At 62.0% G+C, this 20,232-nt stretch carries 21 protein-coding genes; 8 read left to right on the top strand and 13 right to left on the bottom strand.

What is annotated here, in order from left to right:
* Nucleotides 1-66 precede the first annotated feature (66 nt).
* From ppa to exaC, 8 genes are all read right to left on the bottom strand, one after another.
* Nucleotides 67-594 (bottom strand): inorganic diphosphatase, encoded by a 528-nt coding sequence (gene ppa / locus AC07OT_RS14500; protein WP_495108350.1) that lies wholly within the window; start codon nt 592-594, stop codon nt 67-69.
* Between the two features lie 108 nt (nt 595-702).
* On the bottom strand, nt 703-1,518 hold the full coding sequence (locus AC07OT_RS14495; RefSeq protein WP_495108349.1) for a M90 family metallopeptidase: 816 nt from the start codon (nt 1,516-1,518) through the stop codon (nt 703-705).
* Nucleotides 1,519-1,524: 6 nt separating this feature from the next.
* Nucleotides 1,525-2,181 carry a DedA family protein gene (locus tag AC07OT_RS14490; protein ID WP_027605215.1) on the bottom strand — a complete coding sequence of 219 codons (657 nt, stop codon included), beginning with the start codon at nt 2,179-2,181 and terminating at the stop codon, nt 1,525-1,527.
* A 301-nt stretch (nt 2,182-2,482) separates the two neighbouring features.
* Entirely contained in the window at nt 2,483-2,941 is a 459-nt protein-coding gene (locus AC07OT_RS14485) for a GNAT family N-acetyltransferase (protein ID WP_027605216.1), read from the bottom strand.
* A gap of 92 nt (nt 2,942-3,033) precedes the next feature.
* Nucleotides 3,034-3,867, bottom strand: coding sequence for an ethanolamine ammonia-lyase subunit EutC (gene eutC / locus AC07OT_RS14480; RefSeq protein ID WP_495108348.1), 834 nt, complete (start codon nt 3,865-3,867; stop codon nt 3,034-3,036).
* Nucleotides 3,864-5,258 carry an ethanolamine ammonia-lyase subunit EutB gene (locus tag AC07OT_RS14475; RefSeq protein WP_027605218.1) on the bottom strand — a complete coding sequence of 465 codons (1,395 nt, stop codon included), beginning with the start codon at nt 5,256-5,258 and terminating at the stop codon, nt 3,864-3,866. The genes eutC and AC07OT_RS14475 overlap by 4 nt, the downstream gene beginning before the upstream one ends.
* Before the next feature lie 57 nt (nt 5,259-5,315).
* Nucleotides 5,316-6,749, bottom strand: coding sequence for an ethanolamine permease (gene eat / locus AC07OT_RS14470; RefSeq protein WP_024077594.1), 1,434 nt, complete (start codon nt 6,747-6,749; stop codon nt 5,316-5,318).
* 143 nt (nt 6,750-6,892) lie between these two features.
* Nucleotides 6,893-8,413, bottom strand: coding sequence for an acetaldehyde dehydrogenase ExaC (gene exaC, locus AC07OT_RS14465; protein WP_495108347.1), 1,521 nt, complete (start codon nt 8,411-8,413; stop codon nt 6,893-6,895).
* A 272-nt stretch (nt 8,414-8,685) separates the two neighbouring features.
* Between exaC and AC07OT_RS14460 the strand changes: the two genes are divergently transcribed.
* The 4 genes from AC07OT_RS14460 (at nt 8,686) to AC07OT_RS14445 (ending at nt 12,907) form a co-directional block, all read left to right on the top strand.
* A complete protein-coding gene (locus AC07OT_RS14460; protein ID WP_495108346.1) occupies nt 8,686-10,581 on the top strand; it encodes a sigma-54-dependent Fis family transcriptional regulator in 1,896 nt (631 codons plus the stop codon).
* Nucleotides 10,582-10,654: 73 nt separating this feature from the next.
* The gene (gene mpl, locus AC07OT_RS14455; RefSeq protein WP_053138137.1) at nt 10,655-12,004 is read left to right on the top strand and encodes a UDP-N-acetylmuramate:L-alanyl-gamma-D-glutamyl-meso-diaminopimelate ligase; all 1,350 of its coding nucleotides are present in this window, start codon (nt 10,655-10,657) and stop codon (nt 12,002-12,004) included.
* Entirely contained in the window at nt 12,001-12,630 is a 630-nt protein-coding gene (gene ubiX / locus AC07OT_RS14450; protein ID WP_027605222.1) for a flavin prenyltransferase UbiX, read from the top strand. The genes mpl and ubiX overlap by 4 nt, the downstream gene beginning before the upstream one ends.
* Nucleotides 12,623-12,907: a YceK/YidQ family lipoprotein gene (locus tag AC07OT_RS14445; protein WP_027605223.1), complete on the top strand. Its 285-nt coding sequence runs from the start codon at nt 12,623-12,625 to the stop codon at nt 12,905-12,907. Before ubiX ends, AC07OT_RS14445 begins: the two co-directional genes overlap by 8 nt.
* A 37-nt stretch (nt 12,908-12,944) precedes the next feature.
* Here AC07OT_RS14445 and AC07OT_RS14440 read toward each other — a convergent pair whose 3' ends face one another.
* From AC07OT_RS14440 to AC07OT_RS14430, 3 genes are all read right to left on the bottom strand, one after another.
* On the bottom strand, nt 12,945-13,586 hold the full coding sequence (locus tag AC07OT_RS14440) for an oxidoreductase (protein WP_027605224.1): 642 nt from the start codon (nt 13,584-13,586) through the stop codon (nt 12,945-12,947).
* A 29-nt stretch (nt 13,587-13,615) separates the two neighbouring features.
* Entirely contained in the window at nt 13,616-15,334 is a 1,719-nt protein-coding gene (locus AC07OT_RS14435) for a C13 family peptidase (protein WP_027605225.1), read from the bottom strand.
* Between the two features lie 105 nt (nt 15,335-15,439).
* On the bottom strand, nt 15,440-15,895 hold the full coding sequence (locus AC07OT_RS14430) for a MaoC family dehydratase (protein WP_495108345.1): 456 nt from the start codon (nt 15,893-15,895) through the stop codon (nt 15,440-15,442).
* A gap of 165 nt (nt 15,896-16,060) precedes the next feature.
* Between AC07OT_RS14430 and AC07OT_RS14425 the strand changes: the two genes are divergently transcribed.
* The 4 genes from AC07OT_RS14425 to AC07OT_RS14410 all read left to right on the top strand — a co-directional run bounded on the left by AC07OT_RS14425 (nt 16,061) and on the right by AC07OT_RS14410 (nt 18,055).
* Nucleotides 16,061-16,414, top strand: a complete 354-nt coding sequence (locus AC07OT_RS14425) for a CidA/LrgA family protein (protein ID WP_065924885.1) — start codon at nt 16,061-16,063, stop codon at nt 16,412-16,414.
* Nucleotides 16,411-17,127, top strand: coding sequence for an LrgB family protein (locus AC07OT_RS14420; protein WP_027605228.1), 717 nt, complete (start codon nt 16,411-16,413; stop codon nt 17,125-17,127). The genes AC07OT_RS14425 and AC07OT_RS14420 overlap by 4 nt, the downstream gene beginning before the upstream one ends.
* A gap of 21 nt (nt 17,128-17,148) precedes the next feature.
* Nucleotides 17,149-17,739: an LON peptidase substrate-binding domain-containing protein gene (locus AC07OT_RS14415; RefSeq protein WP_065938371.1), complete on the top strand. Its 591-nt coding sequence runs from the start codon at nt 17,149-17,151 to the stop codon at nt 17,737-17,739.
* 100 nt (nt 17,740-17,839) lie between these two features.
* Nucleotides 17,840-18,055 carry a hypothetical protein gene (locus AC07OT_RS14410; protein ID WP_495108379.1) on the top strand — a complete coding sequence of 72 codons (216 nt, stop codon included), beginning with the start codon at nt 17,840-17,842 and terminating at the stop codon, nt 18,053-18,055.
* On the opposite strand, the gene AC07OT_RS14405 is transcribed toward AC07OT_RS14410, so the two are convergent.
* Both AC07OT_RS14405 and AC07OT_RS14400 read right to left on the bottom strand, forming a co-directional pair.
* The gene (locus AC07OT_RS14405) at nt 18,049-19,365 is read right to left on the bottom strand and encodes a bifunctional DedA family/phosphatase PAP2 family protein (protein WP_495108344.1); all 1,317 of its coding nucleotides are present in this window, start codon (nt 19,363-19,365) and stop codon (nt 18,049-18,051) included. The genes AC07OT_RS14410 and AC07OT_RS14405 overlap by 7 nt on opposite strands.
* A 25-nt stretch (nt 19,366-19,390) precedes the next feature.
* Entirely contained in the window at nt 19,391-20,074 is a 684-nt protein-coding gene (locus AC07OT_RS14400) for a DNA-3-methyladenine glycosylase (protein ID WP_065938369.1), read from the bottom strand.
* Between the last annotated feature and the right edge of the window lie 158 nt (nt 20,075-20,232).

Below are 20,232 nucleotides of genomic sequence, written 5' to 3'. Positions count from 1 at the left end.
TTTCCCACAAAAAAAGCCCCGAATAATCGGGGCTTTTTCAATTGCCGAGGCAATGAGTAGCAGGTATCAGTCTTTGTAGGCAGCGACCGACTTCATGATTTCGGCGCGGGCGGCGTCTGCGTTGCCCCAACCGTCGATCTTCACCCATTTGCCTTTTTCGAGGTCTTTGTAGTTCTCGAAGAAGTGCTTGATCTGTTCCAGCAGCAGTGGCGGCAAGTCGGTGTATTCCTTCACGTCCACGTACAGCTGGGACAGCTTGTCGTGTGGCACGGCGATCACTTTGGCATCGCCACCGCCGTCGTCGGTCATGTTCAGGATGCCGACTGGGCGAGCGCGGATGACCGAGCCTGGGGTAACCGGGTAAGGGGTTACGACCAGCACGTCGAGGGGGTCGCCGTCGTCGGCCAGGGTGTTCGGGATAAAACCGTAGTTGGCCGGGTAGAACATCGGGGTGGCCATGAAACGGTCAACGAACAGGCAGTCGCTGTCTTTGTCGATTTCGTATTTGATCGGCGCGTGGTTGGCCGGAATCTCGATGGCGACGTAGATGTCGTTCGGCAGGTCTTTGCCAGCCGGAATCTTGCTGTAGCTCATTGGGCGTTGCCCCCGTAGTTGGCCATATGACATGGCCGGATTGGCCTAAAAGTGGCGGCGATTATAGGCATATTCTGACGGCGATGCCATGCGCCAGACGTCGTACGGTCATTCGCCTTGTGGCTGATAACGCGGGTCGTGCGCTTGCAGTCGGGTCAGGCGGGCCAAGGGATCCTGGCGGTAAAAGCGGCTGAGTTGGGCGTACACCTGTGGATAACTGTTGACGAGTAAATCCGGGGCACTGAAAAAATATTCGCTGGTGACGGCAAAGAACTCCGCCGGGTTTTCCGCCGCGTACGGGTCTATCTCCGTCTCGGCGTCGGGGTTGGCGTCCAGCTGGCGATTGAGGTCGTCATAAGCACCCTGCATCACGCTGGCCCACTCCTGCACGCGCATGTCGTGGTGCAGCGGCGGCAGGCCGTTGGCGTCGCCGTTGAGCATGTCCAGCTTGTGGGCCAGTTCGTGGATCACCAGGTTGTAGCCTTCCCACTGACCGCTGGCCAGTACGCCGGGCCAGGCAAGAATCACCGGGCCTTGCTGCCAGGCCTCGCCGCTGTGTTCGCCGTCCCACTCGTGTTCGATGCCGCTGCTGTCGCGATGGCGCTGGGGGCTGAGGAAGTCGTCGGGGTACAGCACGATTTCATGGAAGCCCTGGTACCAGTCGAGGTCGCCCAGGTTCATCAGCGGCAATTGCGCCTGGGCGGCGAGCAGCAGGCGTTGTTCCTGGTGCAGCTCGACGCCGGGCAGGGCGGTGAGGTGTTTTTCGGCGAGGAACACCACACAGGCTTCGCGCAGCCACTGATCCTGCTCGGCACTGATGCCGTCGAGGAGGGTCAGGTGGTGGCGCACCCGCTGCCAGGTGTCATCGGCAATCGGGTGCTTGGCCAGCAGGCGCCGGCGCCGCCAGGCACTGAGGGACCACATGCCGGGTTACTGCGACTTGGCTTCTGAAGACGTGCGACCAAAGCGGCTGCGGAACACGCCAATGATCATCGGCACCAGCGACAGCAGGATGATGAACACCACCAGCAGCGAGAGGTTTTTCTTGATAAATGGCACGTTGCCGAAGAAATAGCCCAGGGTCACCAGGCCGCCGACCCAGAGGATGGTGCCCAGCACGCTGAAACCGAAGAACCGTGCATAGGGCATTTTCGCGATGCCGGCGACGAACGGCGCAAAGGTGCGCAGGATCGGCAGGAAGCGCGCTAGGGTCACGGTTTTGCCGCCGTGCCTGTCGTAGAAATCGTGGGTCTTTTGCAGGTAGTCGCGGCGGAAGATTTTCGAGTTCGGGTTGCTGAACAGGCGTTCTCCCGCCGTTCGCCCGATCACGTAATTGGTACTGTCACCGAGGATTGCCGCCAGCATCAGCAGCCCGCCCAGCAATACCGGGTCCATGCCACCGCCTGCTGCCACGGCGCCGGCGATAAACAGCAGCGAATCACCCGGCAGGAACGGCATGACCACCAGGCCGGTTTCGCAAAAGATAACCAGGAACAGAATGGCGTATATCCACGGACCATAATTGGTTACCAGCATGTCGAGGTACACGTCGAGATGCAGGATAAGGTCGAGCGGGTTGAAATCCATGGATGGCACCTGTGTGAACGGCCCGACTCGGCAGGCCTGTGCGGAAGCTCGGGTAATAAGGCTACACGTGTATGTAGTGTTTCTTACAACCCTGAAAGGTCCGCATTATACGGATTGAGAGGTGAAAAGCCTGTTGGTTTTGTAGCGGGGGATGTCGTGGCGTGAGGTCTGAAGATCGCCAGAAACTCAATGTGGAAGCGGGCTTGCTCGCGAAAGCGGTGGGTCAGTTATAAATAGTCTGACTGACCAGCCGCCATCGGGGGCAAGCCCCCTCCCACAAGGTGTCCATGCTGTCAGGGCGTCAGTCTTCGCTGATCGGCAAGGTGTAGTTCTTGAACTCGGTGTCTTCACGAAACCCGATGGACTCGTACGTCTTCTGCGCCACTTGGTTGTCACTGCTGGTCGATACCCGCAGCCGCACCGCGTGGGTTTCCTTGGCCATTTTCTTCGCCGTGCGCATCAGGTTATCCGCCACCAGTTGCCGGCGCGCGTCTTCGGCCACATAGATGTCGTTGAGGATCCACACGCGTTTAAGCGACAGCGAGGAAAAGCTCGGGTAAAGCTGGCAAAACCCGAGCACGCGTTTGTCGTCGTCATCGGCGAGGGCCAGGTAGATCACCGACTCCTTGCGGCGCAGGCGCTTTTCCAGGAAGGCCCGTGACGAATCCGGAAAGGGCAGGGCCCCGTAGAACTCGCGGTACTTGACGAACAACGGGGTCAACAGGTCCAGGTGTTCCAGGGTCGCTTGAGTAATCCGCATGCCAGGCCTCAACTTCCAAATGGGGTATGACCACACGAGCGGCCGTGACTTGATGCTGCCTAAAGGCGCGAAAAAGCGCAATCGTGCCGGGATCAGTCGGTGGGTGGGCTGAGCAGGAAATTGCCCTTCATCAGGTCCGGATCGTCGGATTCAAGGGTCTGAACCTGCGCCTCGTCCTTCAGATTGACCCCCGACAGTTGCCGGCGACACGCCTCTCTCATCAAGTACAGCAGGCGATGGGCCGCCATGCCATAGCTCAGGCCTTCCAGGCGTACATTGGAAATGCAGTTGCGATAGGCATCGGTGAGGCCGACCTTGGGGTTATAGGTGAAGTACAGGCCCAGGCTATCCGGCGAACTGAGCCCCGGCCGTTCACCGATGAGGATCACCACCATCTTGGCGCCGAGCAGTTGCCCGATTTCATCCGCGACCGCCACGCGGCCTTGTTCCACCAGGATCACCGGCGACAAGGACCACCCTTCGGCGTGGGTCTGTTCTTCCATGCGCGTCAGAAATGGCAGCGTATGTTTATGCACTGCCAGCGCCGACAGACCGTCCGCCACCACGACTGCCAGGTCCATGCCGCCCGGATGCGCAGCCGCGTAATCCCGCAGGCGCTGGGCCGACTCGTCACTCAGGCGCCGCCCCAGATCCGGACGTTGCAGGTAGCTGTGCCGGTCGGTTGCGGCACTGTGCAGCAACAGGCTATCGCGCCCACGCTCGGCCAACTGACTGCTCAGGCCGGCATGGTCGAAGGGCAGGTGCACCGCGTCCCGTGCCTGGGCGTGGGCAAATTGGAAATCAAGTTGGGCGTTGGTGGGAATGCTGGTGCCGGTGCGGCCCAGGGCAATTCGCGCCGGGGTCAGGCGGCGCAGTTCCAGCCACGGGTTTTCAGGCAGGTCGAGTTGCACAGGCGGCTCCTTCATCCCAATTGCGCCAGGGCGTGGCGAAACGCCGGTGGCAGGCTGTTGCCGAAGCGCACCTTGCCGTCGGCTTGCGTAAAGATGCCCATTTTGGCCAGCCACTGTTCAAACTCCGGCGCCGGTTTTAAACCCAATGTCTGGCGAGCGTACAAGGCGTCGTGGAACGAGGTGGTCTGGTAGTTGAGCATGATGTCGTCGGAGCCGGGGATGCCCATGATGAAGTTGATCCCGGCAACACCCAGCAGGGTCAGCAGGGTGTCCATGTCGTCCTGATCGGCTTCGGCGTGGTTGGTGTAGCAGATGTCGCAGCCCATGGGCACGCCCAGCAGCTTGCCGCAGAAGTGGTCTTCAAGGCCGGCGCGGATGATCTGCTTGCCGTTGTACAGGTACTCGGGGCCGATAAAGCCGACCACGGTGTTGACCAGAAACGGCTTGAAATGGCGGGCCACCGCATAGGCGCGGGTTTCGCAGGTTTGCTGGTCGACGCCAAAATGCGCGTTGGCCGACAAGGCGCTGCCCTGGCCGGTTTCGAAATACATCAGGTTCTGGCCCAGGGTGCCCCGGTTCAGGCTCAAGCCCGCCTCGTAACCTTCCTGCAGCACGCTCAGGCTGATGCCGAAACTGGCATTGGCCGCCTCGGTGCCGGCAATCGACTGGAACACCAGGTCCAGCGGCACGCCGCGGTTGATGGCTTCGATGGAAGTGGTGACGTGGGTCAGCACACAGGCCTGGGTGGGGATTTCGTAGCGCTGGATGATCGCATCGAGCATCTCCAGCATGGCGCAGATCGAGGCGATGCTGTCGGTGGCCGGGTTGATGCCGATCATGGCGTCGCCGTTGCCGTAAAGCAGGCCATCGAGAATGCTCGCAGCGATGCCCGCCGGTTCGTCGGTCGGGTGGTTGGGTTGCAGGCGGGTCGACAGGCGCCCACGCAGGCCCAGGGTGCCGCGAAACCGGGTAACCACTCGGATCTTCTGCGCCACCAGGACCAGGTCCTGCACGCGCATGATCTTGGATACGGCCGCGGCCATTTCCGGTGTCAGCCCCGGCGCCAATGCGCGTAGGGATTGTTCATCGGCGGCGTCGCTGAGCAGCCAGTCGCGCAGGCCGCCGACGGTCAGGTGGCTGACCACGGCGAAAGCCTGCTTGTCGTGGGTGTCGATGATCAGCCGCGTGACTTCATCGCTTTCATAGGGGATCAGCGCTTCTTCGAGGAAGTGCTTGAGCGGAATATTGGCCAAGGCCATTTGTGCCGCCACCCGCTCACCGTCGTTCTGCGCGGCGACGCCGGCGAGAAAGTCCCCGGAGCGCGCGGGGCTGGCCTTGGCCATCACGTCCTTGAGGCTGTCGAAGCGGTAGGTCTGTGCACCCACCGCGTGGGAAAAGCTTGCCATACAGTGTCTCCTTGACGACGCGGGCAGGAGAGGAACCCGCGTCGAGGTTTACGGCAGTTAGTGCAAGGCGGCCTCTGCGGCCTGGATCGCGGCGAATTCTTCTTCGGGCGTGCCTGCTACCAAGTGATGCCGGCTGTAGAAAGCAAAGTAAGCAATTAATACTCCATAGATGATCGCGGCGCCAATCACCACCCGCGGATCCACCAAAAAGCCCGCAACGACGGCCACGCAGGCCAGTACCAGGGCGACACCGGAGGTGAAGATGCCGCCCGGCGTGCGATAAGGCCGGTCCATTTTGGGGCGACGGATGCGCAGGGTAATGTGCGCGGCCATCATCAGCACGTAGGAAATGGTCGCGCCAAACACCGCCACCAGGATCAACAAGTCCCCCTGGCCGGTCAGCGACAGGCCGAAGCCGATAATCCCGGGGATCACCAGCGCCAGTACCGGGGCCTTGCTCTTATTGGTCTGGGACAGTTTGCGCGGTAGGTAGCCGGCACGGGACAAGGCGAAGATCTGCCGCGAATAGGCGTAGATAATCGAGAAAAAGCTCGCGATCAAGCCGGCCAGGCCGACCAGGTTGACGAAACTGCCCATCCAGGTCGAACCGCCATAGGACAGCGCCAGCGCTTCCACCAGCGGGTTACCGGATTTGACCAGTGCGTAAGTGCCCGCGCCGCCCGGTGCGATCACCAGGATCAACAGGGCAAAGCTGGTCAGCACCACAATGGCGCCGATCAGGCCCCGGGGCAGGTCGCGCTTGGGGTTCTTGGTTTCTTCGGCGGCCAGCGGCACGCCCTCTACGGCGAGGAAAAACCAGATCGCATAGGGGATCGCCGCCCACACGCCAACATAGCCAAATGGCAGGAAGGTGCTGGCGCCCTTGGCCTCGGTCACCGGAATATCCAGCAGGTTGGCGACATTGAAGTGCGGCACCATCGACACCAGGAACACGCCCAGCGCAATCGCGGCGATGGCGGTGATCACGAACATCAGCTTCAAGGCTTCGCCGACGCCAAAGATATGGATGCCGATAAAGATGATGTAGAACGCCAGGTAAATCATCCAGCCGCCGATGCCGAACAGCGACTCGCAATAGGCGCCGATAAACACCGCGATGGCGGCGGGGGCGATGGCGTATTCGATCAGGATGGCGGTGCCCGTCAGGAACCCGCCCCAGGGCCCGAAGGCACTGCGGGCAAAACCGTAGCCACCGCCGGCGGTGGGGATCATGGAAGACAGTTCGGCCAGGGAAAAGCACATGCACAGGTACATGGTGGCCATCAGCAATGTGGCGAGGAACATCCCACCCCAGCCACCCTGGGCCAGGCCGAAGTTCCAGCCGGCGTAGTCGCCGGAGATGACGTAGGCAACGCCAAGGCCAACCAGCAGGACCCAGCCGGCGGCGCCTTTTTTCAGTTCGCGTTGTTGGAAGTATTGGGAGTCGACTTTTTCGAAGTCGACAGAAGATCCAGTCGGTTCGCTAGGCATGGGAAAGTACCTTTCATTGTTATTGTTTTTTAACTCGGCCTCTGTGTGCCGAATGCAATTGGCAAGTACTTGTGGAGAGCTAAGTGTGGGAGAGGGCAAGCCCCTCCCACATTTGAGTGCATTTCAACTGTGGGAGGGGTTAGTTAGAAGAAGCCCAACGGATTAATGTCGTAGCTCACCAGCAGGTTCTTGGTCTGCTGGTAGTGATCCAGCATCATCTTGTGGGTCTCACGGCCCACGCCGGACTTCTTGTAACCGCCAAACGCGGCATGCGCCGGGTACAGGTGGTAGCAGTTGGTCCACACGCGGCCCGCCTTGATCGCGCGGCCCATGCGGTAGGCGCGGTTGATGTCGCGGGTCCACACACCGGCGCCCAGGCCGAACTCGGTGTCGTTGGCAATCGCCAGGGCTTCGGCTTCGTCCTTGAAGGTGGTGATGCTCACCACCGGGCCGAAGATTTCTTCCTGGAACACGCGCATTTCATTGGTGCCCTTGAGCAGGGTCGGCTGGATGTAATAGCCGCCAGCCATATCGCCGGTGAGCTGCTCGACCTTGCCGCCGGTGAGCAATTGCGCGCCTTCGCCCTTGGCGATTTCCAGGTAGGACAGGATCTTGTCGAACTGCTGCTCGGACGCCTGGGCGCCGACCATGGTGTCGGTGTCCAGCGGGTCGCCGCGCTTGATCTGCTCGACTTTCTTCATCACTGCTTTCATGAAATCGTCGTAGATCGACTCTTCCACCAGCGCGCGGGATGGGCAGGTGCACACTTCGCCCTGGTTGAAGAACGCCAGCACCAGGCCTTCGGCGGCTTTCTCGATGAACGACGGTTCGGCTTTCATGATGTCGGCGAAGAAGATGTTCGGCGACTTGCCGCCCAGCTCGACGGTCGACGGAATGATGTTCTCGGCCGCCGCATGCATGATGTGCGAGCCCACCGGGGTGGAGCCGGTGAAGGCGATCTTGGCGATGCGCTTGCTGGTGGCCAGGGCTTCGCCGGCCTCCTTGCCGAAGCCGTGCACCACGTTCAGCACGCCCGGTGGCAGCAGGTCGCCGATGACTTCCAGCAGCACGTTGATGCCCAGCGGTGTTTGCTCGGCAGGCTTGAGCACCACGCAGTTGCCGGCGGCCAGGGCCGGGGCGAGTTTCCACGCGGCCATCAGCAGCGGGAAGTTCCACGGGATGATCTGGCCGACCACGCCCAGCGGCTCGTGGAAGTGATAGGACGCGGTGTGTTCGTTGATCTCGGCGCTGGTGCCTTCCTGGGCGCGGATGCAACCGGCGAAGTAGCGGAAGTGGTCGGCGGCCAGCGGGATGTCGGCGTTGAGGGTTTCACGCACGGCCTTGCCGTTGTCCCAGGTTTCGGTGATGGCCAGCAGTTCGAGGTTCTGTTCGATGCGGTCGGCAATTTTCAGCAGCACCAGCGAGCGGTCCTGGGCCGAGGTCTTGCCCCAGGCGTCAGCGGCAGCGTGGGCGGCGTCCAGCGCCTTGTCGATGTCTTTGGCAGTGGAGCGCGGGAATTCGGCGATAGGCTTCCCGTTGACCGGCGAGGTGTTGGTGAAATAGTTGCCATCGACCGGGGCAACGAATTCGCCACCAATGTAGTTGCCGTACTTGGCCTTGAACGAAACGATCGCGCCTTCAGTACCGGGGTGTGCGTAACGCATGGTGGGTATCTCCTGGCTTTTATGTTTATTGGAGTGCAGCGCGCAAGCGCTTGATAAAGCGTAGAGCAAAGGTTGGGCCACTGCTTTGCAGGCCAGGAAAATCAAGGGCTTGGGGTTTGTTGCAAGGCATTGCTGTGACACGGGTGGTACAGGCGCTGTGACAGTTTGTGCCATAAACGGTACAGGCCGTGACCGGCGAGTCGGTCCGGGATTGCATTGGCTGGGTGCCTGGGGGATGCTGGGGGCTCTCACGCAGGGAGAATAATAAGAACATGCACAACGATCATTTCAGTCGCCATGCCCAGCAAGTCCTCACTGTGGCCCGTGGGCGCGACCCGTCGAGTGACCCGTCCATCGCCCGATCCTGGCTGCGCTGCCTGGAGGACTACCACCTCGATCCTGCCCAGACCATCGCCCCTACGGTGCTTGAGCACGGCCGTCTGCTGGAAAGCCGCGAGCGCCTGCAACAGGTGCTGCATATCGCCGGCAGCGAGATGAACAGCCTGCACCAGCAGCTGTCGGGCGCGGGCCATGCGGTGCTGCTGACCGATGCCCGTGGGGTGATCCTCAACTGTGTCACGGCGCCGTCCGAGCGCAAGATTTTCGAACGCGCCGGGTTGTGGCTCGGTGCCGATTGGAGCGAAGCGTGCGAGGGCACCAACGGCATCGGCACCTGCCTGGTGGAACGCCAGTCGTTGACCATTCATCGCGATGAACATTTTCGTGGGCGCCACACCGGGCTGACCTGTTCGGCGAGCCCGGTGTTCGACCCCCACGGCGACCTCTTGGCGGTGCTGGACGTGTCGTCGGCCCGGGAGGAGGTGTCGCGCCAGAGCCAGTTCCACACCATGGCGCTGGTCAACCTGTCGGCGAAGATGATCGAGAGTTGCTACTTCCTGCGTCACTTCGAAAACCATTGGCTGCTGCGCTTTCACCTGCAGGCCGAGTCGGTGGGCCTGTTCAGCGAAGGGTTGTTGGCGTTTGACGGCGAAGGGCGGATATGTGCCGTCAACCAGAGCGCACTCAACCTGCTGGGGCAGGTGCGTGGCGGGTTGCTGGGGCAACCGGTGGAGGCGTTGTTCGAGTGTTCCCTGGACCAACTGCTCGGTCGCGCCAGTGCCAATGCCACCGCCAGTTGGCCATTGCGCACGCGGGATGGCCGGCACTTGTTCGCGGCCTTGCGTGGTCAATCACGCAGTGTGCCCGCGCCCATCGCCAAGCCTGAGCCCGTGCGCCTGGCCGGTATCTGCCTCGGCGACCCGGCGCTGCAGAGCGACTTCCGCAAAGCGCTGCGGGTATTCGAGCGCGATGTGCCCTTGCTGATCAACGGCGAAACCGGCTCCGGCAAAGAGGCCTTCGCCAAGGCGGTGCATCACGCCAGCCAGCGTGCCGACAAGGCGTTCGTTGCCCTCAACTGCGCCGCCATCCCGGAAAGCCTGATCGAAAGCGAGCTGTTCGGCTATCGCGGCGGCAGCTTTACCGGCGCGCGCAAGGACGGCATGCAGGGTAAGTTGCAGCAGGCTGACGGCGGTACGCTGTTCCTCGATGAAATCGGCGATATGCCGTTGGCGCTGCAGACGCGCCTGTTAAGGGTGCTGGAGGACCGCATGGTGGTGCCCATCGGCGGCGAGCCCCAGGCGGTTGATGTCAGAATTATCAGCGCGACTCACCGGAATTTGCTGGAGCGCGTGCAGGACGGAAGTTTTCGGGAAGACCTGTATTACCGCCTCAACGGCCTGGAAGTCGGTTTGCCAGCGTTGCGTGAACGCAGCGATAAGCCTCAGTTGCTGGATTTCCTGCTGGCGCAGGAGGCGGGCGGCCAGAGCATAAAACTCGACCCGGCGGCGCGTTCGGCGCTGCTGACCTACCCCTGGCCCGGCAACGTCCGGCAACTGCGCACGGTGTTGCGTACGCTGGCGGCGCTGTGCGACGACGGGCGGGTCGGCCTTGAGGATTTGCCCGCGTTGATTCGCCAGGCACGGCCGCAAGCAGTGGCCGAGGCCAGGCTTGCAGAGTCGCCCCTGGGCGACGCCGAGCGACTCGCCCTGCTCACGGCCCTGGAGCAACAACGCTGGCACATGACCCATACGGCGGAGCAGCTGGGTGTCAGCCGTAACACGCTGTATAGAAAGCTGCGCCGGCACGGCATTGCACGGGCGGCTCCATAGATCGGTCCTACAGCTAAAGAGTGCGATTTTCGCCCCCCTGCGCTAACCTGCCTCGATGTTTACGAGGTCGACTATGCACATTCATATTCTTGGTATTTGCGGCACCTTCATGGGTTCGATGGCGGTTCTGGCCAAAGAACTGGGCCATCACGTAACGGGCTCCGATGCCAATGTTTACCCACCCATGAGCACGCAACTCGAGGCCCAGGGCATTGAGCTGACCCAGGGTTACGACCCGGCGCAATTCGACCCGGTGCCGGACCTGGTGGTGATCGGCAATGCCATGTCCCGGGGCAATCCGGCTGTCGAATACGTGCTCAACAAAGGCTTGCCTTACGTGTCCGGTCCACAGTGGCTGGCCGACCATGTGTTGCAAGGTCGCTGGGTATTGGCCGTTGCCGGCACCCACGGCAAGACCACCACCAGCAGCATGCTCGCCTGGGTGCTGGAACACGCGGGCATGAGCCCGGGCTTCCTGATCGGCGGCGTGCCGCAGAACTTCTCGGTGTCGGCGCGCTTGGGGGATACGCCGTTCTTCGTGATCGAAGCCGACGAGTACGACAGTGCGTTCTTCGACAAGCGCTCCAAATTCGTCCACTACCGTCCGCGCACCGCGATCCTCAACAACCTTGAGTTCGATCACGCCGACATCTTCCCCGACCTGGCGGCCATCGAGCGCCAGTTCCACCATTTGGTACGCACCATTCCGAGCGAAGGCCTGGTCATCCACCCGACCACCGAGCCGGCCTTGCAACGCGTGATCGAGATGGGCTGCTGGACCCCGGTGCAAACCACCGGCGCGGGTGGGCAATGGCAGGTCAAGTTGCTCAGTGAAGACGGTTCCCGGTTTGAAGTGCTGTTTGAAGGCGAGGCCCAAGGCATCGTCGAGTGGGACATGACTGGCCAGCACAACGTCGCCAATGCCTTGGTCACCCTGGCGGCCGCGCGGCATGTGGGCGTGGTGCCGTCCATGGGCATTGCTGCGTTGAGCGCATTCAAGAGCGTGAAGCGCCGTATGGAAAAGGTCGCCGACGTGAATGGGATTACCATCTACGACGACTTTGCCCACCATCCAACGGCCATTGCCACCACCCTCGACGGCCTGCGCAAACGCGTTGGCGATGCCCCGATCATTGCGATTGTCGAGCCGCGCTCAAACTCCATGAAGCTCGGCGCACACCGCGACGGCCTGCCGGAAAGCGTTAACGATGCCGACCAGGTGGTGTGGTATGCCCCTGCCAACCTGGGCTGGGACCTGCCGGCGATTGCGGCGCAGTGCACGGTGCCGTCGAAAGTCTGTGACTCCATCGAGGGCATCATTGCGTTCGTCAAGCACCAGGCCAAGCCTGGCACCCATGTGGTGGTGATGAGCAACGGCGGCTTCGGCGGCTTGCACGGCAAACTGGCCGAGGCCCTGAAATGAGTGGCCCGGAGCGCGTCACCCTGGCGATGACCGGCGCATCCGGCGCGCCCTATGGCTTGCGCCTGCTCGATTGCCTGGTGCGTGAAGACCGTGAGGTGCACTTTCTGATCTCCAAGGCCGCGCAGTTGGTGATGGCCACCGAGACTGATGTCGCGCTGCCAGCCAAGGTGCAGATGATGCAAGCCTTCCTCACCGAGTACACCGGTGCGGCGGCGGGGCAGATCAAGGTCTACGGCAAGGAAGACTGGATGTCGCCGGTGGCTTCGGGCTCCGGTGCGCCGGCGGCAATGGTCGTGGTGCCGTGCTCCACCGGTACGCTGTCGGCGATTGCCACCGGCGCTTGCAACAACCTGATCGAACGCGCCGCCGACGTGACGCTGAAGGAGCGCCGCCAGTTGATCCTCGTGCCGCGTGAGGCGCCGTACTCGAGCATTCATCTGGAGCACATGCTCAAGCTGTCGAACCTGGGGGTGACCATCCTGCCAGCGTCGCCCGGCTTCTATCACCAGCCGCAGACCATCGATGACCTGGTGGATTTCGTGGTGGCGCGCATTCTCAACCTGTTGAATATCCCCCAGGACATGCTGCCGCGTTGGGGCGAACACCATTTGAGCAGCGATGAATAAGGCGCTGTTGGTGATACTGGCGCTGCAACTGGCCGGCTGCGCCACCGCGCGGACCCTGGACGCCGCGCAGCCCGGCGCGCCGGTGGTGTATGCCGGCACGCGATTGGATTTGTATGCAATGAACGGAGGCTGCTGTGCCAAGGACCGGTTCGGTGCCGAGGCGCCCAGCTATCCCGGCGTCGACCTGCCGGCCAGCGCGTTGCTCGACACGCTTTTATTGCCGCTGTCAGTGTTGACGGTGCTCGGTGTGGGATTTAACGCCACGGGCGGGCTCTAGCGCTGACCTGGGCACCACAAAACTAATGTGGGAGGCCTTACTTACCGAGCTTGCGCAGTTCGTCCGACTCCACCACCCGCACCCCGTCCTGCTCTTCCAGCGCCAGGCGCCACATGGCCCGGGCCAGTTCGCAGACTTCAATGCCGTGGTATTTCCCCGGAATCAACCGTGACAGCGGCCCGGCCAGTTGCTCGGCCAAGCGGGGCTCCAGCCGTTCCCCCAGCAGCAACGAAGGCCGCACGATGGTCAGTTGCGGCCAGTCCTGCGCCTTGAGTGCCTGTTCCATTTCCCCTTTGACCCGGTTGTAGAACACCGAGGATTTCGGGTCGGCGCCAATCGCACTGATCACGATCAGGTGCCGCGCGCCCATCTCCCGCGCGCGCTTGGCAAAGGCCACGACCATATCCAGGTCGACGGCACGAAAAGCTTCTTCCGAACCGGCTTTCTTGATGGTGGTACCCAGGCAGCAGAAGGCAATATCCACCTGGCCGCTCAGTTGCGGCAGGAACACCGCCGGGTCGCCCACCGGGTTTTCCAAGTGCGGATGCTCGGCCAGCGGCTTGCGGCTGGGCGCCAGCACGCGGGTCACGGTGGGTTCGTTGAGCAGGCGGTCGAGCAGGTGTTCGCCGGTCAGGCCAGAGGCGCCAGCGAGCAGGATATGCTGAGGTGTCAGGTACATGGTGTTTCCCCCTCGTTACACGTTACAGCTTAGTTGCCTTTGGCTTCCTTGCTATTCATTGAGACGCTTTCCAGCGCCTTTCGTGCCTGCTGTTTGCGTAATAATTGCCAATGGGCGATCACGCCTTTGGGGGCCCAGATCTGCGGTTCGGATGCTTCGAAGTTGTCTGCCTGTTCGCGTTCGCTCACATGCAGCTGCGCCAGCTTGAAGGCTTGCTGCAAATCGTCGGTCTGGTTGAAGGCTTGGGCGAAGAGGGCGTCGCCGAAGTAGGTGAAGTCGGCCTCTTCGGAACAGCCGAAGGACACGCGGTCGGCACGCGAGGCGGTCATGATCAGGGTGCGTTCGTCTTTGAGCGCCGGGATGAAGCCGCCGGAGTAGCAGGCTGAAATCACCACGATCTTGTCGCGGTTTTTCAGCGGCGCGAGCACGGCGGCCAGTTCATCGGCGGGCAGGTCGGCCAGCTCCATGCGCGGTTGGTCCAGCACCAGTTCGTGTTCGTGGGTGCCGTGGCTGGTCATGTAGATAAACACCAGGTCTTCCGGGCCGGTGCGCTCGGCCAGGGTCTGCACGGCCCGGCGCAGGCTTTCGCGGGTGGCCAGTGGTCGGTCGGCGATATGGTCGCGGTGGTTGACCAGGCGGATCTGCCCACGGGCGCCGAAGCGGGTGGCGAGCATATTGCTGACGTAATCGGCTTCGCGCAGGAACACGCTTTGTTTACCGTCGCCGGCCACGGCCAGGGTGTACAGCTCCACGGCCGAGGTGGAGGCGGGCACGGCGGCGAGGGCGGTGTCCAGCAGGCGGCCCTGAGCCAGTACGCCGATTTCCAGCGGGTCGGGCAACAGCTTGCCGTCGGCATCACGCACGCGCATGCCGTTGACCCAGGTACCGGCCTGCACGGTGCCGTCGGTGAGTACCAGGGTGCCGCGGCCTTGATAGTTGTCGCTGTCGAAGCCGCCGATATAGAAGCTGCCGTCAGTCAGGTTCAGGCGGCCTTCGCCGGTAAAGCGCCAGTCGCTGAACTGGCCGACGTAGTGGCTGCCATCCACGCCGATCAGCTCGCCCTTGCCGCTCAGGGCGCCTTCCTTGAACTGGCCGATCCACACGTCGCCATCGGCGTTTTCATAACGGCCCTTGCCGTTGAGCTGGTTCTGTTTGAACTGGCCGACATAGATGTCGCCGTCGGCGCTGTTGAATGTACCGTTGCCCTCCAACTGGCCGTCGACGAAGTGGCCGCTGAATTGGTTGCCGCTGTCGTCATTGCGCTGGCCTTCACCGTTCGGCTTGCCGTGGGCGAACTGGCCCTGATACTGGCTGCCATCCGCCAGTTCCAGGCGGCCGAGGCCGGAATACTGGTCGTCCTTGAATTCGCCGCGATAGGTCATCTGCCCTTCTTTGAGGGTGCCTTCGCCGTTGCGCCGACCGTTCTTGAACCCGCCCACATAGTGGCTGCCGGCCGTGGTCAGGCTGCCCTGGCCATCGAACAGACCTTGCTGGAACTGGCCTTTATAGACTTCGCCGTTGCTGCCATGCCATTCGCCCTGGCCGTGCCACTGGCCTTTGTCGAACTGCCCGGCGTACCAGCTGCCGTTGGGATAATCCACGCGGCCCTGGCCTTGCAGCAGACCATTGACCACATCGCCCCGGTAACGACCGCCATCGGGCAGGCGCGCATCGGGCGGCAACAGCGATTCGCCGTCTCCGCAAGCGGTGAGCAACAGGGCAAGGGCAAGGGGAGCGAGTGGGCGCATAGCGGGATCCGGATAATTGAGCGCCGAGTATGCCGCAGCTGCGAGATTCATACATAAATTTACATACCCTGTGGCGAGTTTCAGTGGCTCGCCACAGGGATGGGCTTACACGAAGTAGAGCGACAACGACTCGGCGACGTAAGCGGGTTTTTCCTGGCCATCGATTTCCAGGGTGGCGGTGGCCTTGAGCAGCCATTGGCCGGGCTTTTTCTCGGTGACGTCGGTGAGCGTCACGTTCAGGCGCACCTTGGAATTGACTTTCACCGGCTGGATAAAGCGCACGCTGTCCAGGCCATAGTTGACGGCCATCTTCAGGCCTTCGGGCACGATCAGGATATCTTCCATCAGCTTGGGCATCAGCGACAGCGACAGGAAGCCGTGGGCAATGGTGGTGCCGAACGGGGTTTGCGCGGCCTTGACCGGGTCGACGTGGATGAACTGATGATCGCCAGTGGCCTCGGCGAACAGGTTGATACGTGCCTGGTCGATGGTGAGCCATTCGGAACGTCCCAGTTCCTTGCCGACATAATCTTTGAGCTGCGCTACGGGTACATAGGGCATTGCGTCTCTCCTTGGTTCATCGGTGCTGTTGTTATGGGTTACAGAGAACCAATGTAGATCATCATGGCCAACCAGCCCGGTCAACCCACCATGCTTTTGGCGAATGCCGGAGCATAGGGCGGGCATGCTTATAATGCGGGCGGGTCTTGAGGGGGGAGAGGACGGATGCTGTTACGTGGTCTGACATGGCTGGTGCTGTTTCAATTGATCGGCACGGCGATCAATCATTTGCTGGTGCCGGTACTGCCGGGGCCGATCATCGGCCTGCTGTTGATGCTCGGGTTCCTGATCTGGCGTGGCGAAGTCGGCGAGCCCCTGAGCCTGGCGGCCAGCAGCCTGTTGCGCTACTTGCCGTTGCTGCTGGTGCCGCCGGCGGTGGGGGTGATGGTGTATGCCAGGGATATTGCCGCCGATTTCTGGGCCATCGTCGGTGCACTGGTGTTGTCGCTGGTGATCGCCATGGGCTTTGTCGGGCTGTTGATGGAACGCATGGTCAAGCGCAAGGAGCAGGATCAATGATCTTCGACTGGCACGGCGCATGGACGGCGGTGATTCATCACCCGCTGTTCGGTATCGGGATCACCCTGGGCGCCTATCAGCTGGTGCTGGCGGGTTTCGAGAAAACCCGTTGGATTTTCCTGCAACCGGTGCTGGTCTCCATGCTGCTGGTGATCGGCGTGTTGCTCACGTGCGGCCTGAGCTACGCCGAGTACCGCAAGAGCACGGAGATCATGGGGATCCTGCTGGGCCCGGCGACGGTGGCCCTGGCGGTGCCGCTCTATCTGAACCTGCGGCGGATTCGGCAATTGTTCTGGCCGATTTTTACTACGCTGGTGATAGGCGGCGTGTTGGCCACCGGCCTGTGCGTACTGCTGGGCTGGTGGTTCGGCGCCGAACACAGGATGTTGATGACCATGGCACCGAAGTCGGTGACCTCGCCGATTGCCATGCTGGTGGCCGAACAGATCGGCGGTGTGGCAGCCTTGGCGGCGGTGTTTGTGCTGATTACCGGGGTGGTGGGCGCGATGGTTGGCCCGGCGTTACTCTCGCGTCTTGGGGTGCACAGTCCCGAGGCGCGCGGTATGGCGCTGGGCATGACTGCCCACGCCGTCGGCACCTCGGTGGCCCTGCAGGAAAGCGAAGAGTGTGGCGCCTTTGCGGCGCTGGCCATGAGTCTGATGGGCGTAGCCACAGCGGTATTCCTGCCGCTGGCCGTGTCAGTGATTGTTTAAACCGGGTTTAAGGAAGCCTTTATGAGTCTGGCGCTGTTCCCCCTCAATACCGTGCTGTTCCCTGGCTGCATCCTCGACCTGCAACTGTTCGAGGCGCGCTACCTGGACATGATCAGCCGCTGCATGAAAAAGGGCGAAAGCTTCGGCGTGGTGTGCATCCTCGATGGCAAGGAGGTGGGCATGGCTCCGGATGGCTATGCCTTGATCGGCTGTGAAGCGTTGATTCGCGACTTCAAGCAGCAGGACAACGGCCTGCTGGGGATTCGCGTCGAAGGCGGGCGGCGCTTCCGCGTGCGAGACGCCGGCGTGCAGAAGGACCAGTTGCTGGTGGCCGAGGTGCAATGGCTGGAAGAACTGCCGGACCAGGCGCTGGAAGAAGAGGATGCCGACCTGCTGGCCTTGCTCCAGGCCCTGGCCGAACACCCGATGGTCGCGTCGCTGGACATGGACACTCACGCCGATGGCCAGCAAGCCTTGGGCAATCAACTGGCTTATCTCTTGCCGTTCACTGAGGCCGACAAGATCGACCTGCTGCAACTCGACGACCCGCAGCAGCGGCTGGATGCGATCCAGATGCTGCTCGATGAGCTTCAGGGGGAGTTGTTCACCTGAGTTTCGGATCAGTCCTGCACCTCGTTCAGACGTTTCTTCGTTGCTCCCGGTGCGAGGGCTGAAATAGTCGCCGATCACTCAACAATGATCGGGGATGAGCATGATTCGGCTAGCGCAATCGGAGCAGGCAGCCTGGGACGTTTTTTTTGGCAATATTGCCGTGCAATTGCTGCGGTTGGACGCCAAGCGCGGTCCGGAATACATCGCTGAACGCGCCGCGGAAATAGCGGATGAGATGTTGCTGGAACGACGCGAGCGGTGTATTGAACGCCGCGCCGCACCCGTTGACTGGCTCGGTCCGGCTCAGGGTCAATAGGCATACCTGAGCAGCGCGTGGGGGGTGCCGGTAAAGGCAATGAAACCGAGCACCGCCACCACCGCGGGTAATACCAGCCACCAGGCCTTCTGCGGCATCGGCGGCAGTGGGCTGCGGTACTGGCAGACGGTAAGGCTGAATGCGCACACAGTCATTGCCAGCAGCGTGCCAGCCAGGATGTCGGTGGGCCAATGGGCGCCGAGGTAGACCCGTGACAGTGCGATGAAGGCTGCAGGAATACAGCCCAGCAACATCCAGGTCAGGCGCAGGCGCGTGGGTTGTCCACGACCGGCCAGCACCGCCAACGCCAGGAAAAACGCAAACGCACCGGAGGCGTGGCCGCTGGGCATGCTGAAGCTGGTCAATGGGTCGGTGAGGATTTCCGGGCGGCCACGGGCGAAAAACAGTTTGGTCCCGGTATTGATCACCGCCGCCCCGGCCAGTGTTGCGCCGACAAACACGGCATGACGCCATTGCCGCGCCAGTAGCAGCAGCGCGGTGAATACGGCGCTGGCGAAGAACATTTTCTTGAACTCACCCAGTTGGGTCACCATCACCATGGTGTGGTCCAGCCAGGGGCTGCGATGTTCCTGTACCAGCGCGCTCAGGCCCTGGTCAAAGTCATCCAGGTGGGTATAGCCGATAAACAGAGCGATCAATAATGTCAGGCTGGCGCACCCTATCCACAAGGTCGCGCGACGATGGCCGCGCACGCTGGTGTGCAGGCTCAGTCCCAGCATGGCTGCCAGGCAGGCTGTAACAACACCCGCCTCAGGCCAGAACCCTTCCGGCAATGGCAGGCGGAACGCGGCGCCGGTTGCCCAGCCTGGCAGCAGGTAGGCGACCGACCAACCGGCTGCCGCCAGCAGGCTGACCAGGGCGAAACGCGGAAACGGCATGTCGCACATCCCGGCCACCATCGGCAGCATTGGCCGCAATGGTCCGATGAAACGTCCCACCAGCAGGCTGGCGATGCCGTATTTGTGGAAGTAGGTTTCCGCGCCGCTCATCCATTCCGGGTGGTGGCGCAGGCCGGGCAGGCGGCGGATGTTCTGATGGAAGTGTCGGCCCAGGAAGTAGGAAACCCCGTCGCCCAACAAGCCTCCCAGGAACCCCAGCAGCAGGGTTTCACTCAGGGACAAGGCGCCGCTGCCAGCCATTGCCGCAATGGCAAACAGCAGCACCGTGCCCGGCACGATCAGCCCGGCAATGGCCAGGCATTCCACGCACGCGACGATAAACACCGCCGCCGCCAGCCATTGCGGGTTGACGGTCAGCCAGCCGGTAATGCTATCGAGCCATTGGCCCATAAATCGTTACTCCATCGCCACAGATTCAAATCAGGAAATAGTCGCGGCCTTCGACCTGGCCCCGGCGCAGCGGGTTCCGCGTGCAGTAGGGCGCATAGCCAGCATCGACGAAGCGGTACATCAAGTGCTCGTCACGGCCGCTGGGGATGCCCAGGCGGGTGGTCTGGATGATCTGTATCGGTGTCTGGCCGACGTCTTCGACATAGAGCCCTTCTTGATCAAAGCGCTTGGCATCCCACATCGGCACCTTCAGGCCCAGCGCCTTGCACAGCAACGTCTGGCCGGCACACAGCTTTTGCGACGCGCGCGGGCTGCCATCGGCATTCGGGTTGTTCAGCAGCATCTGCGCCAGGCTGGCGGGGCCGGAGGTTTCATCGACCCAGGGGTAGGCCGATTTGATCAGCACGGCATTGCCTGGCCCCTGCGCGCTGAAGTTCAGCGAATCGCCGCCACGGGCGTAGTACATATAGATATGCCCGCCATCCAGAAACAAAGCCTTACGCTTTTCTGTGTAGCCGAGTGAGGCGTGGCTGCCTTTTTCGGCCACGTAATAGGCTTCGGTTTCAATAATTCGCGCCGAAAGCCAGCTATCGCCGACGCGATGGCGGATGACTTTTCCAAGCAAATCTCGCGCGAGTATTTGCGCGTCACGGTCGAAGAAGCTGTCAGGCAGCGCGCTGGCGGGGAGTTGGGGTGAAGAACTGGGCATGGTGGCCTGGGGTTAATACGGCTAAATGTGACGGAATAATAACAACTCCCACCTTAATTACGGCTGAACCCCAGGTTTTTACAGTTCATTTCGACCATCCGCCCCTCACCGCTGTCAGTCGGGCGGCGTCACAGCTATAATCTGCCGCTTTCCTCTTT

The sequence above is a fragment of the Pseudomonas sp. GW821-FHT09C10 genome (assembly GCF_059418085.1).
The sequence above is the reverse complement of the archived record's forward strand: the minus strand, read 5'-3'. Positions and strand labels throughout refer to the sequence as shown.

Coding starts and splice junctions, on each gene's coding strand:
- ppa (WP_495108350.1), bottom strand. CDS start 594: ATGAGCTACAGCAAGATTCCGGCTGGCAAAGACCTGCCGAACGACATC.
- AC07OT_RS14495 (WP_495108349.1), bottom strand. CDS start 1,518: ATGTGGTCCCTCAGTGCCTGGCGGCGCCGGCGCCTGCTGGCCAAGCAC.
- AC07OT_RS14490 (WP_027605215.1), bottom strand. CDS start 2,181: ATGGATTTCAACCCGCTCGACCTTATCCTGCATCTCGACGTGTACCTC.
- AC07OT_RS14485 (WP_027605216.1), bottom strand. CDS start 2,941: ATGCGGATTACTCAAGCGACCCTGGAACACCTGGACCTGTTGACCCCG.
- eutC (WP_495108348.1), bottom strand. CDS start 3,867: ATGAAGGAGCCGCCTGTGCAACTCGACCTGCCTGAAAACCCGTGGCTG.
- AC07OT_RS14475 (WP_027605218.1), bottom strand. CDS start 5,258: ATGGCAAGCTTTTCCCACGCGGTGGGTGCACAGACCTACCGCTTCGAC.
- eat (WP_024077594.1), bottom strand. CDS start 6,749: ATGCCTAGCGAACCGACTGGATCTTCTGTCGACTTCGAAAAAGTCGAC.
- exaC (WP_495108347.1), bottom strand. CDS start 8,413: ATGCGTTACGCACACCCCGGTACTGAAGGCGCGATCGTTTCGTTCAAG.
- AC07OT_RS14460 (WP_495108346.1), top strand. CDS start 8,686: ATGCACAACGATCATTTCAGTCGCCATGCCCAGCAAGTCCTCACTGTG.
- mpl (WP_053138137.1), top strand. CDS start 10,655: ATGCACATTCATATTCTTGGTATTTGCGGCACCTTCATGGGTTCGATG.
- ubiX (WP_027605222.1), top strand. CDS start 12,001: ATGAGTGGCCCGGAGCGCGTCACCCTGGCGATGACCGGCGCATCCGGC.
- AC07OT_RS14445 (WP_027605223.1), top strand. CDS start 12,623: ATGAATAAGGCGCTGTTGGTGATACTGGCGCTGCAACTGGCCGGCTGC.
- AC07OT_RS14440 (WP_027605224.1), bottom strand. CDS start 13,586: ATGTACCTGACACCTCAGCATATCCTGCTCGCTGGCGCCTCTGGCCTG.
- AC07OT_RS14435 (WP_027605225.1), bottom strand. CDS start 15,334: ATGCGCCCACTCGCTCCCCTTGCCCTTGCCCTGTTGCTCACCGCTTGC.
- AC07OT_RS14430 (WP_495108345.1), bottom strand. CDS start 15,895: ATGCCCTATGTACCCGTAGCGCAGCTCAAAGATTATGTCGGCAAGGAA.
- AC07OT_RS14425 (WP_065924885.1), top strand. CDS start 16,061: ATGCTGTTACGTGGTCTGACATGGCTGGTGCTGTTTCAATTGATCGGC.
- AC07OT_RS14420 (WP_027605228.1), top strand. CDS start 16,411: ATGATCTTCGACTGGCACGGCGCATGGACGGCGGTGATTCATCACCCG.
- AC07OT_RS14415 (WP_065938371.1), top strand. CDS start 17,149: ATGAGTCTGGCGCTGTTCCCCCTCAATACCGTGCTGTTCCCTGGCTGC.
- AC07OT_RS14410 (WP_495108379.1), top strand. CDS start 17,840: ATGATTCGGCTAGCGCAATCGGAGCAGGCAGCCTGGGACGTTTTTTTT.
- AC07OT_RS14405 (WP_495108344.1), bottom strand. CDS start 19,365: ATGGGCCAATGGCTCGATAGCATTACCGGCTGGCTGACCGTCAACCCG.
- AC07OT_RS14400 (WP_065938369.1), bottom strand. CDS start 20,074: ATGCCCAGTTCTTCACCCCAACTCCCCGCCAGCGCGCTGCCTGACAGC.